Consider the following 12959-nt stretch of genomic DNA (forward strand, 5'->3'; position numbering starts at 1 on the left):
GAGAAAATACATACGCTGCGTATGAATAGAATCCTATATACATACGCGGCGTATGTAAATAATCATGCACGCCGTATGCAAGGAGATTGGCCATGGTTCGCCGCACCCGCGCCGAGATGGAAGAAACCCGCGCCACGCTGCTGGCCACGGCCCGCAAGGCCTTTGGAGAGCAGGGCTACGCCGATGCCTCCATGGACGATCTCACCGCGCAGGTGGGCCTGACGCGGGGCGCGCTGTACCACCATTTCGGCGACAAGCAGGGCCTGCTGGCGGCCGTGGTCGAGCAGATCGATGCCGAGGTGGATGAACGCCTGAAGGCCATCACCGCCCATGCCCAGGATCCCTGGCAGGGCTTTCGCAGTCGCTGCCAGGCCTACCTGGAAATGGCGCTGGAGCCTGAAATCCAGCGCATCGTGCTGCGCGATGCGCGCGCGGCTTTGGGCGGAGCGCTGCCGCAATCACAGCGCCACTGCATTGCGTCCATGCAGGCACTGATTGCGGACCTCATGGCGCAGGGCATCGTGGCCCGGGCCGATCCGCAGGCGCTGGCATCGCTGATCTACGGCAGCCTGGCCGAAGCGGCTTTCTGGATTGCCGAGGGCGAGGATGCCGACCTGCGGCTGGAGCGCGGCGCGGCGGCGCTGGACCTGCTGCTGGGCGGGCTGCTGGCCCGGCCCTGAGCGGGCCGCCTGGCCGCATTCTTGTGCACCCGCCTGCGAAATTCGGCACGCCGCCGCGCCAGCGCTACAAATCTGCGATGCTCAGTCGCTTTTCGTTCCCGACTTGGATACAGACGGCGGGGCCTGGCGCCAGGCCCTGCGGACAACAACATGCATGTTCTCTTGGTGGAAGACAACGCGCTGGTGGCCAGCGGCGTGCGAGCCGGCCTGCAGCTGCAGGGCTTTGGCGTGGATACCGTGGCCTCGGCCGGGCAGGCGGATGCGGCCATCCGTTCCTCGCATTTCGATGCCTGCGTGCTGGACCTGGGCCTGCCCGACGAGGATGGCCTCTCGCTGCTGGCGCGCTGGCGCGGCCAGGGCCTGCAGGTGCCCGTGCTGGTGCTGACGGCGCGCGATGCCGTGTCACAGCGCATCGAGGGCCTGCAGACCGGCGCCGACGATTACCTGGTCAAGCCCTTTGACCTGCACGAACTGGCGGCGCGCCTGCATGCGCTGCTGCGCCGCGCGGCCGGCCGCAGCGTGGACTGGATCGAGCTGGGCGAGGTGCGCATCAACCCCGCTGCAGGCCATATCCAGCGCCAGGGCCGCACCGTGGAGCTGTCGCGCCGCGAGTGGTCGCTGCTGCGCGCGCTGCTGCAGTCGCCGGGCCGCATCCTGAGCACCGAGCAACTGCGCGACAGCCTCTACGGCTACAGCCAGGACGTGGAGAGCAATGCCGTCAACGTGCATGTGCACCACCTGCGCCGCAAGCTGGGCCATGAACTGGTGGAGACGGTGCGCGGCGAGGGCTATCGCCTGGGCCTGCACCCATGATGCGCAGCCTGCGCGTGCGCCTGCTGGCATGTCTGTGCCTGGCGCTGTGCACGCTGTGGGGCGGGGTGGCGGCCTGGATGTTCTCGGACATGCGCAACGAACTGCGCACCGTGCTGGATGACCGGCTGATCGCCTCGGCGCGCATGGTGGCCGGCATCGTCCACCAGTTCCGGCCTGCCCGGGAGCTGCCGCAGGACTGGAGCCCCATGCTCAACGTGATCGCGCGCGACGGCGTGGCCTGCGAGGTCAGCCTGGTGCGCGGCGAGGTCCAGCCCGTGCGGCCCGAATCGGCCCTGCCGCAGGTGCTGGCCAAGACCGAGGGCAGTCCCGTGTTCCCGCAGAGCATGCCGCTGGGCTTCTCGACCATCATCAAGGGCGGCAAGCCCTGGCGCACCTATGTGCTGGAGGACCACGGCGTGCGCATCGCCACGGCCGACCGCATCGATGTGCGCGAGGGCCTGATCCACGGCTTTGCCTACACCATCGTCCTGCCCTTCGTGCTGGCGCTGCTGGCCAGCATGGGGCTGATGTGGTGGGCCGTGACCCAGGGCCTCAGGCCGCTGGAGGCCCTGCGGCGCGAACTGGCGCGCCGCCCGCCCGGCGACGACTCGCCCGTGGCCCAGGGCCTGCAGACGCGCGAACTGGCGCCGCTGGTGGGCACGCTCAACCAGCTGCTGCACCGCGTGCGCGCGGCCATAGACCGCGAGCGCCGCTGGAGCGACGACGCCGCCCATGAGCTGCGCACGCCGCTGACCGCCATCAAGACCCATGTGCAGGTGGCGCAGATGGCGCTGGCGGCGCCCGGCATGCCTGCCGGCCTTCTGGCGGCGCCGCCCGGCTCCATGGCCCGCGATTCGCTGGCCCAGGCGGGCGAGGGCGTGGAGCACCTGCAGCACACGCTGGAGCAGTTGCTGCTGCTGGCGCGGCTGGAGCAGCATGAACCTGGCGCTGCCTCCGTGCTGGCCTGCGGCGATGCGCCTGCCGATGCGCTGCAGGCGCTGGACAAGGCCTGGCAACTGGCTGTGAATGCCGTGAGCGCCCAGACCCCAGCGCCCGCGCTGCGCACATGGCTGGACAACGGCCAGCCCGTGCAGGACTGGCCTCTGGCCATCTCCGAGCCCCTGCTGGTCTCGGCCCTGCGCAATCTGCTGGAAAACGCCCTGCGCCATGCGCCGCAGCATCCCGTGGAACTGGCCGTGCGCCCCGTTGGCGCCATGCCGGGCAAGACACAGCAGCCGGGCACAGGCTATGTGGAGTTCACCGTGGCCGACCACGGCCCGGGGCTCAGCGCCGAGGAATGCGAAGAGGCCACGCGGCGCTTTTGGCGCAAGCGTCCCCAGGAGCATGGCAGCGGCCTGGGACTGCCCATCGTGCAGCGCATCGCCGAATGCGCAGGCGGCTGCCTGCTGCTGCAGCCGCGCAGCCTGTGGCGGCCCGAGGAAGGCCAGGCCAGCGGCCTGGTCGCGCGCCTGTACCTGCCGCTGGCGGACGGCCCGGGCCCGCAGGCCCCGGCCGCCGGCCCATTAGCGCCGGCCCATTAACGCCGGCTTAATCTCGTTTCCGTATCGTGCGGGCCTGGCTGGCCAGCCCTGCGGGCATTGCGCCTTGCGGGGCGGCGGCCGGTATCCCTATTCGATCCTGTCCGCCGCAGCCGCGCGCTCCTCGGTGCGTGGCGCGGACGCATGGCAGGGCAAACGCCTCTTCCCACGATGATCCGCATGAACAAACAGACCCTGTCCCGGTCGTGCATCGCCATCGGCATCTGCATGCTGATGGGCAGCGCCTGGGCGCAAGACGCCGCGCCCAAGGCACCAGCGCCCGCAGCAGCGCCCACAGCTGCGGTGCAAGGCAGTGCAGCAGCTGGCCAGAAAATCGCCCAGTCGGGCACGCCCCAGGGTGCGGCGGCATGTGCCACCTGCCACGGCGCCAAGGGCGAGGGCATGGCGGGCTTTCCGGCCCTGGCCGGCCAGCACGCCGGCTATCTGGCGCGCCAGCTCCAGCACCTGGCCGACGGCAGCCGCCAGGCCCCCGTGATGGCGCCCATGGCCAAGGCCCTGTCAGCCCAGGACCGCGCCGATGTGGCCGCCTATTACGCCAGCCTGCCGCTGCCCATCAAGCCCGTGCGCGGCCCCCTGCCTAAGGGCAAGGACGATGACGGCGCCTGGCTGGTCGAGCGCGGACGCTGGGCGGACGGCATTCCCGCCTGTGCCCAATGCCACGGCCCGGGCGGCGTGGGCGTGGGCGCCGATTTCCCGGCCATCGGCCACCTGACGGCCGACTACATGCAAAGCCAGGTCGCCGCCTGGAACAAGGGCCAGCGCGAGGCCGGCCCGCTGGGCCTCATGGGCAAGGTCGCGCAAAAGCTCACGCCCGCGGACATCCAGGCCGTGGCGGCCTACTACGCCCGCCTGCATGGCGCCAGCACCAGCTCCAGCTCCAGCCCCAGCCCCAGCCCCAGCCCCAGCACCGCAGCCACGGCCTCCGCGCCAGCCAAACCCTGATGGACCGGGAGCCGAACATGTCCGACACACAACCCACCCGCGCCTCTCAAAACTCCAATACCGCCGAGTACGTCGTCGTCGCCTGCCTGTTCGCCGGCCTGGCGGGCGCGCTCGCCTATGGCATGTACATCAGCCAGCCAGACATGCCACCTGCGCCGGCCCGCGTGGGCGCGGTCCCCGCTGCGGCTGCCACCGCAGCCAGGGCCGATGCAAATGCGAATGCCCAGGTCACCTCCCAGGCCGGGAAAGTGGCTGCCGACGGCGGCGCCTTCACACCCCCCGGCGCCCGCGATATCCCCGACACCCCCATGGGCGAGTGGATTCGCCGCGGCGAGGCCATCTTCCTGCGCACGCCGGCCAACGCCGTGGGCTTTTCGGGCAACACCCTCAACTGCGTGAACTGCCACCTGGACGCAGGCCGGCTCAAGGGTGCCGCACCCATGTGGGGTGCCTACCCGCTGTACCCGGCCTACCGCAAGAAGACCAACCACGTGGACACCTTCGCCGAGCGCGTGCGCGGCTGCTTCATGTACAGCATGAACGGCAAGGCCCCCGACGACGGCCACGACATCCTCGTGGCGCTGGAGGCCTACGCCTACTGGATGGCCCAGAAGGCGCCCACGGGCGAGAAGCTGCCGGGCGCGGGCTTCACCAAGGTGGGCAAGGCCGCGCAGGAGCCCAGCTTCGAGCGCGGCGCCAAGGTCTACGAGGCCAAGTGCGCGCTGTGCCACGGCGCGCAGGGCCAGGGCCAGGAAACCGGCGGCGTGACCGTGTTCCCGCCGCTGTGGGGCAAGCAGTCCTACAACTGGGGTGCGGGCACGCATGAGGTGGACAAGGCCGCCAGCTTCATCAAGGGCAACATGCCCTACGGCAACCCCACGCTGGACGACCAGGAAGCCTGGGACGTGGCCACCTACATCAACAGCATGGAGCGCCCCCAGGACCCGCGCTTCACCGGCAACGTGGCCGACACGCGCAAGCAGTTCCACGACACCCCGTTCTCGCTGTACGGCACCGAGGTCAACGGCCGGCTGCTCAAGGGTCTTTGAACAGGTCGGACAGGCAACGGCAGGCCGGGCGCAGGCCTGCGTTGCCGTGCATGGCAGGGCGCTGACGGCCACCCTGCAAGCGCATCTGCGCCGGTGCGGCCTTTGCACCAGACGGCGTACGGTCATCGGTTTGACGGCCGGCATTTCATGATTTAATAAGAATCATTCTCACTGATTTGCCAGCGCATCCGGCTTGCATCGCAGCACACCGCCTTGCCGGCAAGCCAGGCCCGTGCCGCACAGGGCCATGCGCAAAGGCCTTCGCGCGACCACCGCGCAATGCTCAGGTTTGCCGAGGAAACCATGACCCAGACCTTGGACGACATTCAGCAACTGGCGCATGAGCACCAGGTGCTGCTGCGTGGCTACGGCCACGCCCAGTTGCGCAGCAGCGAGCTGCTGTGCCTTCAAGCCCAGGAAATAGAGAGGCTGCAAAGGCTGGTGATCCGCCAGCGCGCGGCCTTGATGGCCAAGGAAACCCAGCTGCTGTGGGCGCGCGAGGAGCGCGAGGCGCTGGAGAAGGCCATTCCCGGGCTCTCGCGCCGCGTCACATTGGCACGGCGCGTGGAGTCGCTGCTGGTGCGCGTGCAGGACCTGTTGCGCGAGCGCGCACGCTGGCAGCGCCAGACGGCCGCGCCCCTGGCGCAGCCCGCCATGCCTGCACGGGAGCCCGAACAGGACGCCGAGGCCTTCGAGGCCAGCCTGCGCGAGGCCGATCTGGTGATCTGCCAGACCGGCTGCCTGAGCCACGGCGAGTACTGGCGCGTGCAGGACCATTGCCAGCGCACGGGCAAGACCTGCGTGCTGGTGGAGCAGCCCGATGCGCTGCGCATCGTCCGCATACACCGGGGTGCCGAAGGCGGCGACAACCCCGCCATGACACTGACACACGGAGACACCACCGCATGACACGCAGCAAGATGCCCCTGAGCCCGGGTGGCGAACCCGAACTGCGCAGCGTCGGCCTGAAGGCCACGCTGCCGCGCATGCAGGTGCTGGAAATCTTCAGGCAGAGCGCATCGCGCCACCTGCATGCCGAGGACGTGTTCCGCCTGCTGGCCGAGCGGCGCGCCGAGGTGGGCCTGGCCACCGTCTACCGCGTGCTGTCGCAGCTGGAGGCCGCAGGCCTGCTGCTGCGCCAGACCTTTGAAAGCGGCAAGGCGGTGTTCGAGCTCAATGAGGGGCCGCACCATGACCACCTGATCTGCCTGCAGTGCGGACGCGTGGATGAATTCAGCAACGACCACATCGAGGCGCTGCAGCACCAGGTGGCCCAGGCCCACGGCTACCGCCTGGCCGACCACCGCCTGGCCCTGTACGGCCATTGCGGCGCGTGCTCGCAGCTGCCACCCGAATCACCGGCACAGCCCGTGCAGGCAAGACAGCCTGCGCTGCAGGACAACGAATGAGCACCAACGACAGATCCCTGACTCCCGAGCAGCGCGCCGCGCTGGACCTGCTGATGTCGCGCCAGTCACGCTGGCCGCTGCAGGAGCCGGCGCCCGGCCCCAGCGTGATCGACACCGTCATCGACGCGGCCTTGCGCGCCCCCGACCACGGCCAACTGCGCCCCTGGCGCTTCGTGCTGGTGCAGGGCGATGCGCGCCATGCGCTGGGCGAGGTGTTCGTGCAGGCCGCCAAGGCGCGCGACCCGCAGGCCGACGCCGAGCGATTCCGCGCCAAGGCCCTGTCTGCCCCGCTGATCATCGCGCTGGGCGTGCACCTGCAGCCCGAGCACAAGGTGCCTGAAAGCGAGCAGCTGCTGGCCGGTGGCGCTGCCGCCATGAACATGCTCAACGCCCTGCACATCCTGGGCTTTGGCGGCTTCTGGGCCAGCGGCGCCAACAGCCACGATGCGCGCGTGCGCGAGGCCCTGGGATTCGAGCCCCATGACCGGCTCGTCGGCCTGCTGTATGTGGGCACGCCCGTCTCGACCGGCCGCGAAGCCCTGCGGCCGCCGCGCAACCGCTTTGTGCGCGAATGGCAGCCCGGGCAAGACCTGATGCAAGGCCGGGCCCTGGCCCTGTCCTCCAGCGCGGCCGACGAAGGCTGATCCTGGTTCCCTGAAACAAGGATGCCCGGCTAGACCGGGCATCTTTCGTTGCGGCTGCGCAATCGGCCTAAGCCGCCGTCTCGACCGACTTCAACTGGTAGATGGCATAGAAGTGCACGCCAAAGGTCCAGCGGAATGCCGGCCCCACCAGCGAGTAGGGCGGGCCGTAGCCTTCCATCACCTGGTGCGCGGCCACCAGCTGCAGGCGCGGATGGGCTTGCGCCAGATCGGCCTCGCGGCGCAGGCCCCAATGGAACTGGGCCTGGGTGAGCCGGACCGAGGGGTGCTGGCTTGCGCGCCCGGCGGCCAGCCAGCACATGGCGTCGAACACCAGTTCCGAACCCGGCGGGCTGCATTGCGCAAACGTGGTCCACAGCGCCTGTATCTGCTCTTTTTGCAGGTACATGGAAACGCCTTCGGCCATCATGAAGACGGCAGGCCCTGATCTGTCGGCCGGCAGTCCGAGCCGCTGCCACCAGTCGGCGTCGGCCAGGTCGAATTCGCGGATCTCCTGGCGCTCCGATTGCCAGGGCAGCAACTGCCTGCGCAGTGCGACCACCGGCCCCAGGTCCGCATCCGTCATGCGCATCTGCCCGTTGTCCAGCCATTGGAAATAGTCGCTGAGGCCGCAGCCCAGGTTCACCACATGGCCCTGCGGCTGGCGCCGGAGAAAGTCCTGCGCCAGCGCGCGAAAGCAGTGCGTTCGCGCCAGCACGCCGTAGATGCTCTGCCTGTCCTGAAGCCAGCGGCTGCCGTCGTCGCCCAGCTGGGTCAGGGTGTCCAAGGCATGGGCGTCACTGACGGCCATGCCCGGAAACAGCCGGTCGCCCAAGGCGCGGGCGGTCAGCGGAATGCGCAGCGTCTCGCTGACGTCGGACAGTTTTTCCTGCCGGGGCGTGGAGGGCGGCGCATCGGTGAAAGCCGGGCCGGCCGACGGTGCAAGAGGTTCGGGCATTGCTCGCTCCTGTGGTGCGCTGCAGGCCAGCATGCCAGCATGCCAGGCCTGCGCACGTCATGAACCAGTTAACGGAAATCATTCATATTGGTTTGATGCAAGGCTGCCACGGCACGACCCGCGACGCTTCCAGGGCCATCATGCGCGAAGTCCGTTCAGAACCGGCAGTCCGCAGTCTGCACCAGTTGCGCAAAGGCGCCGCCCAGCGTGTGGTTGTGGTGGCCGATGATGAGCCCGGCCTGCAGCAGCGGCGAATCGGTGGTGGTATGGGCATCCGCCACCAGCACCGGGCGAAAGCCCAGACCGGCTGCGGCACGGCAGGTGGTGTCCACGCAGAACTCGGTCTTCATGCCGGCGATGACCAGTTCGGCAATGCCGGCTTCGGCAAGCCAGGTGGCCAGGCCGGTGCCCTCGAAGCAGCTGGGCCGTGTCTTGTCGAAGACGCGGTCCCGCTGCGCATCGATGCCCAGCTGCGGCAGCAGCTGCGTGAGCGGGCTGCCCGGGGCGATCGGCGAGCCTGCAGGGCCGGTGTGGCGCGCAGCGAAGATGGGCGCGCCGGCTTCACGGGCGCGGGCGATCAGTTGTCGGGTGTTCGCCAGCACGCGGTCCTTGTCGAACGGCGCATCGCTGCCGTTGAAAAGACCTTGCTGCATGTCGATGACGAGCAGGGCACGCCGTGGGCCGTCCGGTGCGGCCGTCGAGGAGGGGGACGAAGCGGCGGAAGGGGCGGAAGCGGCGGAAGCGGTGGAAGGGGGAATCTGCATGAAGTCTCTCCGTTGATGCCCTGGATGCACGGAGAAACGCAAAGGCCCCGTCCATCGTGGGCGGGGCCTTGGGGGATGGTGGCTGCCTTGCGGCGCTCAGGTATCCGTCCACGGTCCGCCGTTGGCGGTCGTGGTGGTGGTCGTGAGGCGGTGCGTGGCAAAAACCATCCGCGCATCCTGAGGCCGGCGATGCGGCCTGTCAACCCTTGCGTGCGCGGGCCTGGCCCTCACGACTTGTTGACCTTGTGGTCCTCGCCCTTGGCTTCTTCCATGGCCTCGGGCTCCAGCTCCTCGGCGGAGCGGTTGAGGTGGATGAAGGCGCCCCAGCCCAGCAGCAGGACACCCACGGCGCTGACCAGGGCGGCGGGGTAGAGCAGGTGGGCGGGTTCTTCCTGCGTCTTGAAGGCGGCGACCAGGGCCTCCACGGCCAGCGCGACGACCAGCACCACCAGAAAGCGCGAGAGAAAGCGGCGCACGCGCGTGGGGCCGCTGATGTGGGCCTCGCGTATGACTTCCTCTTCGGTGATGGTCTGGGCGATCTGCAGTGCAACCACGCCGGAGGCCAGAATGCCCAGCGCCTCGACGATGCGCAGGCCCGATTCGCCATCCACGCCATGCGCCATGGCGTTCCAGCCCTTCAGGCCCGCGATCCAGAGCAGGGCCACGGCGGCCAGCGAAAACAGCAGCGCGATGAGGGCGTGCAACACGGTGAAAAGGGTATGGATGGCTTTCATGGCAGAGGGCGGGAAGTGGGCCGTGGCGCATGTTTCCACGGCTTCGGCGCGCCGCTTGTAGGAAGCGGCGAACAGCGGTGGACAGGCGGCCTGCCTGTCTGCGGTTCACGGGCATGGATAGAATCCAAGGACCATGTCCAGATGGTTCATCGCGGTTTTCTCCCTGCACTTCGTCGTCAGCGTGGCCTTGTCCACGCTGGGGCTTGCGCCATGGCGCGCCCTGCCGGACGAGCCATGCGAGCCGCCCGGTGTCCACCCGCGCGCGGCCTGCGCCGGCCCGGAACGCGCGGCGGCGCCGCGGGTGGACACGGTCTCCCTGCTCGATGACTTCGACCACGCGCTGATGGACGATCAGCAGGACCTCCCCGATGTCGTGCACGCCGTGGACGGCATGCCGGCACCCCGTCTGCAGGCCGGGCGCCACATCACCGCCAGCCTGCGCGAAGGCCCCTGGCGCAGCCTGGCCCCGCCCGACCGGCCTCCCCGGGCAGCCTGATCCCCCATTGCCGTTTTTCTGACCTGCAGTGCCCTGCGCCTGCGGTGCCTCTGCCGCTTCTGGGCCCTGTCCTGAATGCCCGGCTGCCGGGCTGGCCCCTGGCTTTCCTTCTTCCCGGACCCATCGCCGCATGGGCCCTTCCTGCCGCAGCTGCGGCTCCCGGTTCCCACAACACGCATCATGGAAATTGCCATACTTTTTGCGCTGATCCTGCTCAATGGCGTCTTCGCCATGTCCGAGATCGCGCTGGTGACGGCCCGCAAGGCGCGCCTGCAAAAACTCATAGACGAGGGCGATGCCGGCGCCGCCGCCGCCGCGCAGCTGGGGGCCGACCCCACGCGCTTTCTGTCCACCATCCAGATCGGCATCACCTCCATCGGCGTGCTCAACGGCATCGTCGGCGAGGCCGCGCTGGCCGCTCCCCTGGCCGAGTGGCTGCAGCGCCTGGGCGTGCCCACGCCCTATGGCGGCTACACGGCCACGGCGCTGGTGGTGGTGCTGATCACCTACTTCTCCATCGTCGTCGGCGAGCTGGTGCCCAAGCGCATTGGCCAGACCTATCCCGAGACCTTTGCGCGCCTGATCGCACGCCCAGTCAACTGGCTGGCCCATCTGACCAAGCCCTTCGTGGTGCTGCTTTCCGTGTCCACCCATGCGCTGCTGCGCCTGCTGGGCGTCAAGGAAAACAGCGGCAGCGCCGTCACCGAGGAAGAGATCCACGCCATGCTGGCCGAAGGCACGACGGCCGGCGTCATCGAATCGCACGAGCACACCATGGTGCGCAACGTGTTCCGCCTTGATGACCGCCAGATCGGCTCGCTGATGGTGCCGCGCAGCGACGTGGTCTGCCTGGATGCGGATGCGCCGTTCGAGGACAACCTGCGCGTGATCGAGCAGTCCGACCACGCGCGCTTTCCGGTGGTGCGCGGCGGCATGGACGCCATCATCGGCGTGCTCAACGCGCGCCAGTGGCTGTCGCGCGCGCTGCAGGGCAAGGAGCAGGGCCTGACCGACCAGCCCATGCAGACCGCGCTCTATGTGCCCGAAACCATCACCGGCATGGAACTGCTGGAGAGCTTTCGCCTGTCCGACGTGCACATGGCCTTTGTGATCGACGAGTACGGTGAGGTCCAGGGCATCGTCACCCTGCAGGACCTGGTGGAGGCCATCACGGGCGAGTTCCAGCCCCGCGATCCGCGCAACTCCTGGGCGCTGCAGCGCGAGGACGGCAGCTGGCTGCTGGACGGCCACATCCCCGTGCCCGAACTCAAGGACCGGCTGGAGCTGGCCACCGTGCCCGAGGAAGAGCGCGGCCGCTACCACACGCTGGCCGGCATGGTCATGCTGCTCACGGGCCGGCTGCCGCGTGTCACCGACACCGTGCAATGGGAAGGCTGGCGCTTCGAGGTGGTGGACATGGACGGCAAGGCCATCGACAAGGTGCTGGCCATGCGCGTGGACGTGTCGCTGCAGGTGCCGGGTGGTGAAGACGGCGGTGCGGCCCATGCCGCGCGCTGAACGCCGGGGCCCTCGCGGCGCATGGAAACTGCTGGCATGCGCGGCGGCCGTGGTCTTCATGGCCGCCTGCCTGGACGGCGTGCAGGGCTACCCGCAGCAGCAGGCGCCCATCATCAGCCCCTACGACATGACCCAGGAGCAGCGGCTTGCTGAGATGAACGCCATGGGCGCGGCCGGCCATGCCGACCATCGATGGACCTACGAACTGCGCCCCGGCTGCGTGCTGCGCGTGGACCTGGACGGCCCGCAGGGCCCCAGGCCTTCGCATGACATCGCGCTGCTGGGCAGCGTGGTGGCCGTCACGGCCCAGCGCGAACGCGGCAGTTTCCGCGTGGAGCTGCAGCCCGGCGACGGCCTGCAGGCCGCGCGCTCCCTGGTGCTGGAAAGCGCCAAATGGGCCGACGCCAGCTGGACCCAGCTGCTGTTGCGCCTGATGCAAAAGGGTTGCGTGGAAATGCAGGGCCTCTCGCATGGCAGGGGGGCCTCAGGCCGGCACTGAAGAGGCACGAAGCGCGGCGGGCAGGCTGCTTGCTCCGATCTCCACAAATGAAAAGCGGCACCGAAGTGCCGCCGGGTAGAACGCGGGGCACAAGGCCCCGCGCCAAGGCAGATCGCCGGCTTACTTGGCCAGCGTCAGCGTGCCCTTCATCAGCGCGGAGTGGCCGGGGAAGGAGCAAAAGTAGCTGTAGGCCTCGCCGGCCTTCAGGGCGGCGGTGGAGAAGGTGACGGAATCGCTCTCGCCGCCGCCGATCACCTTGGTGTGGGCGATCACGCGGGCATCCTTTTCCTTCACGAAGTCCTTGGCCGCACCAGCGGCGATGCCGTCATTGGCCACGGGCTGCAGGTCGGCCGTCTTGCTCAGCACCCAGTTGTGGCCCATGGCCGTCTTGGGCAGCTTGCCCACGTGCTTGAGCTTGACCGTGAACTGCTTGCAGCTGGCGGGCACGCTGATGGTGGGCTTGTTGAACTGCATGGCGTCATTGCCTTCGATCTCGACGGCGCAGTCGGCGGCCAGCACAGGCGCGGCGACGGCAGTCATTGCGAGGGCCAAGAGGACGGGCTTCCATTGCTTTGCCATTGTTTTCTCCTTGAAAAGCGGGTGAGGTGGCTGGCATCCGAGGGCCATGGACCGGCAGGCGGTCTGTCGCCATGGATGCTTTGTATGGCTGCCCCAAGCATAGACAGGATCGGGGGCGGCAGGTTGATTTGAATCAAGTCAAAAGAGTTCGAAGACTTGCGCTTGGAGCATGCGGTATGGCGTTGCGCATGCAGGGCATGCATTCGGGCTGCCGCAGGAAAACGGTTTTGCCGCCCGTGGTCTTTTGGCGACGGGCAACCCCACAGCTCGCATGCCTCTACTCACGTCAGTCACATTTGGGTACGATTGCTGAAAATA

General features: G+C 68.6%; 15 protein-coding genes. 11 read left to right on the forward strand and 4 right to left on the reverse strand.

All coding sequences use genetic code 11. The features are described 5' to 3' along the window. The first annotated feature begins 92 nt into the window (after positions 1–92). The 8 genes from DELCS14_RS13095 (at position 93) to DELCS14_RS13130 (ending at position 7096) form a co-directional block, all read left to right on the forward strand. Complete coding sequence (locus tag DELCS14_RS13095; protein WP_013802038.1) at positions 93–680, forward strand: TetR family transcriptional regulator; 588 nt, start codon at positions 93–95, stop codon at positions 678–680. Between the two features lie 150 nt (positions 681–830). Beyond that, on the forward strand, positions 831–1493 hold the full coding sequence (locus DELCS14_RS13100) for a response regulator transcription factor (RefSeq protein WP_012206042.1): 663 nt from the start codon (positions 831–833) through the stop codon (positions 1491–1493). Continuing rightward, positions 1490–3034 (forward strand): ATP-binding protein, encoded by a 1545-nt coding sequence (locus DELCS14_RS13105; RefSeq protein WP_013802039.1) that lies wholly within the window; start codon positions 1490–1492, stop codon positions 3032–3034. Before DELCS14_RS13100 ends, DELCS14_RS13105 begins: the two co-directional genes overlap by 4 nt. A 168-nt stretch (positions 3035–3202) precedes the next feature. Beyond that, positions 3203–3994 (forward strand): c-type cytochrome, encoded by a 792-nt coding sequence (locus DELCS14_RS13110; RefSeq protein WP_013802040.1) that lies wholly within the window; start codon positions 3203–3205, stop codon positions 3992–3994. A gap of 17 nt (positions 3995–4011) precedes the next feature. Then, complete coding sequence (locus DELCS14_RS13115) at positions 4012–5043, forward strand: c-type cytochrome (protein ID WP_013802041.1); 1032 nt, start codon at positions 4012–4014, stop codon at positions 5041–5043. Positions 5044–5346: 303 nt separating this feature from the next. Continuing rightward, positions 5347–5952 (forward strand): DUF2325 domain-containing protein, encoded by a 606-nt coding sequence (locus DELCS14_RS13120; protein WP_013802042.1) that lies wholly within the window; start codon positions 5347–5349, stop codon positions 5950–5952. Further along, complete coding sequence (fur, locus tag DELCS14_RS13125; protein ID WP_012206037.1) at positions 5949–6452, forward strand: ferric iron uptake transcriptional regulator; 504 nt, start codon at positions 5949–5951, stop codon at positions 6450–6452. Before DELCS14_RS13120 ends, fur begins: the two co-directional genes overlap by 4 nt. Continuing rightward, positions 6449–7096 (forward strand): nitroreductase, encoded by a 648-nt coding sequence (locus DELCS14_RS13130; protein WP_013802043.1) that lies wholly within the window; start codon positions 6449–6451, stop codon positions 7094–7096. The genes fur and DELCS14_RS13130 overlap by 4 nt, the downstream gene beginning before the upstream one ends. A gap of 67 nt (positions 7097–7163) precedes the next feature. Here the strand turns inward: DELCS14_RS13130 and DELCS14_RS13135 are convergent, their stop codons facing one another. From DELCS14_RS13135 to DELCS14_RS13145, 3 genes are all read right to left on the reverse strand, one after another. Then, positions 7164–8051 carry a class I SAM-dependent methyltransferase gene (locus DELCS14_RS13135; RefSeq protein WP_013802044.1) on the reverse strand — a complete coding sequence of 296 codons (888 nt, stop codon included), beginning with the start codon at positions 8049–8051 and terminating at the stop codon, positions 7164–7166. A gap of 155 nt (positions 8052–8206) precedes the next feature. Then, on the reverse strand, positions 8207–8815 hold the full coding sequence (locus DELCS14_RS13140; protein WP_013802045.1) for a cysteine hydrolase family protein: 609 nt from the start codon (positions 8813–8815) through the stop codon (positions 8207–8209). A 227-nt stretch (positions 8816–9042) separates the two neighbouring features. Next, entirely contained in the window at positions 9043–9549 is a 507-nt protein-coding gene (locus DELCS14_RS13145; RefSeq protein ID WP_012206033.1) for a hypothetical protein, read from the reverse strand. A gap of 133 nt (positions 9550–9682) precedes the next feature. On the opposite strand from DELCS14_RS13145, the gene DELCS14_RS13150 reads away from it, so the two are divergent. The 3 genes from DELCS14_RS13150 (at position 9683) to DELCS14_RS13160 (ending at position 12062) form a co-directional block, all read left to right on the forward strand. Further along, the gene (locus tag DELCS14_RS13150; RefSeq protein WP_013802046.1) at positions 9683–10045 is read left to right on the forward strand and encodes a hypothetical protein; all 363 of its coding nucleotides are present in this window, start codon (positions 9683–9685) and stop codon (positions 10043–10045) included. A gap of 180 nt (positions 10046–10225) precedes the next feature. Then, a complete protein-coding gene (locus DELCS14_RS13155) occupies positions 10226–11563 on the forward strand; it encodes a hemolysin family protein (protein WP_013802047.1) in 1338 nt (445 codons plus the stop codon). Next, positions 11550–12062, forward strand: coding sequence for a hypothetical protein (locus DELCS14_RS13160; protein WP_043796733.1), 513 nt, complete (start codon positions 11550–11552; stop codon positions 12060–12062). Before DELCS14_RS13155 ends, DELCS14_RS13160 begins: the two co-directional genes overlap by 14 nt. A gap of 120 nt (positions 12063–12182) precedes the next feature. On the opposite strand, the gene azu is transcribed toward DELCS14_RS13160, so the two are convergent. Next, positions 12183–12641 carry an azurin gene (azu, locus tag DELCS14_RS13165; protein WP_012206029.1) on the reverse strand — a complete coding sequence of 153 codons (459 nt, stop codon included), beginning with the start codon at positions 12639–12641 and terminating at the stop codon, positions 12183–12185. Between the last annotated feature and the right edge of the window lie 318 nt (positions 12642–12959).

The sequence above is a fragment of the Delftia sp. Cs1-4 genome (genome assembly GCF_000214395.1).
GTDB lineage: Bacteria > Pseudomonadota > Gammaproteobacteria > Burkholderiales > Burkholderiaceae_C > Comamonas > Comamonas acidovorans.

What these genes read in the sequence shown, in the direction of transcription:
- azu (WP_012206029.1), bottom strand. Translation starts at nt 12,641, where the DNA reads ATGGCAAAGCAATGGAAGCCCGTCCTCTTGGCCCTCGCAATGACTGCC.
- DELCS14_RS13120 (WP_013802042.1), top strand. Translation starts at nt 5,347, where the DNA reads ATGACCCAGACCTTGGACGACATTCAGCAACTGGCGCATGAGCACCAG.
- DELCS14_RS13100 (WP_012206042.1), top strand. Translation starts at nt 831, where the DNA reads ATGCATGTTCTCTTGGTGGAAGACAACGCGCTGGTGGCCAGCGGCGTG.
- DELCS14_RS13140 (WP_013802045.1), bottom strand. Translation starts at nt 8,815, where the DNA reads ATGCAGATTCCCCCTTCCACCGCTTCCGCCGCTTCCGCCCCTTCCGCC.
- DELCS14_RS13155 (WP_013802047.1), top strand. Translation starts at nt 10,226, where the DNA reads ATGGAAATTGCCATACTTTTTGCGCTGATCCTGCTCAATGGCGTCTTC.
- DELCS14_RS13130 (WP_013802043.1), top strand. Translation starts at nt 6,449, where the DNA reads ATGAGCACCAACGACAGATCCCTGACTCCCGAGCAGCGCGCCGCGCTG.
- DELCS14_RS13160 (WP_043796733.1), top strand. Translation starts at nt 11,550, where the DNA reads ATGCCGCGCGCTGAACGCCGGGGCCCTCGCGGCGCATGGAAACTGCTG.
- DELCS14_RS13135 (WP_013802044.1), bottom strand. Translation starts at nt 8,051, where the DNA reads ATGCCCGAACCTCTTGCACCGTCGGCCGGCCCGGCTTTCACCGATGCG.
- DELCS14_RS13105 (WP_013802039.1), top strand. Translation starts at nt 1,490, where the DNA reads ATGATGCGCAGCCTGCGCGTGCGCCTGCTGGCATGTCTGTGCCTGGCG.
- fur (WP_012206037.1), top strand. Translation starts at nt 5,949, where the DNA reads ATGACACGCAGCAAGATGCCCCTGAGCCCGGGTGGCGAACCCGAACTG.
- DELCS14_RS13095 (WP_013802038.1), top strand. Translation starts at nt 93, where the DNA reads ATGGTTCGCCGCACCCGCGCCGAGATGGAAGAAACCCGCGCCACGCTG.
- DELCS14_RS13115 (WP_013802041.1), top strand. Translation starts at nt 4,012, where the DNA reads ATGTCCGACACACAACCCACCCGCGCCTCTCAAAACTCCAATACCGCC.
- DELCS14_RS13145 (WP_012206033.1), bottom strand. Translation starts at nt 9,549, where the DNA reads ATGAAAGCCATCCATACCCTTTTCACCGTGTTGCACGCCCTCATCGCG.
- DELCS14_RS13150 (WP_013802046.1), top strand. Translation starts at nt 9,683, where the DNA reads ATGTCCAGATGGTTCATCGCGGTTTTCTCCCTGCACTTCGTCGTCAGC.
- DELCS14_RS13110 (WP_013802040.1), top strand. Translation starts at nt 3,203, where the DNA reads ATGATCCGCATGAACAAACAGACCCTGTCCCGGTCGTGCATCGCCATC.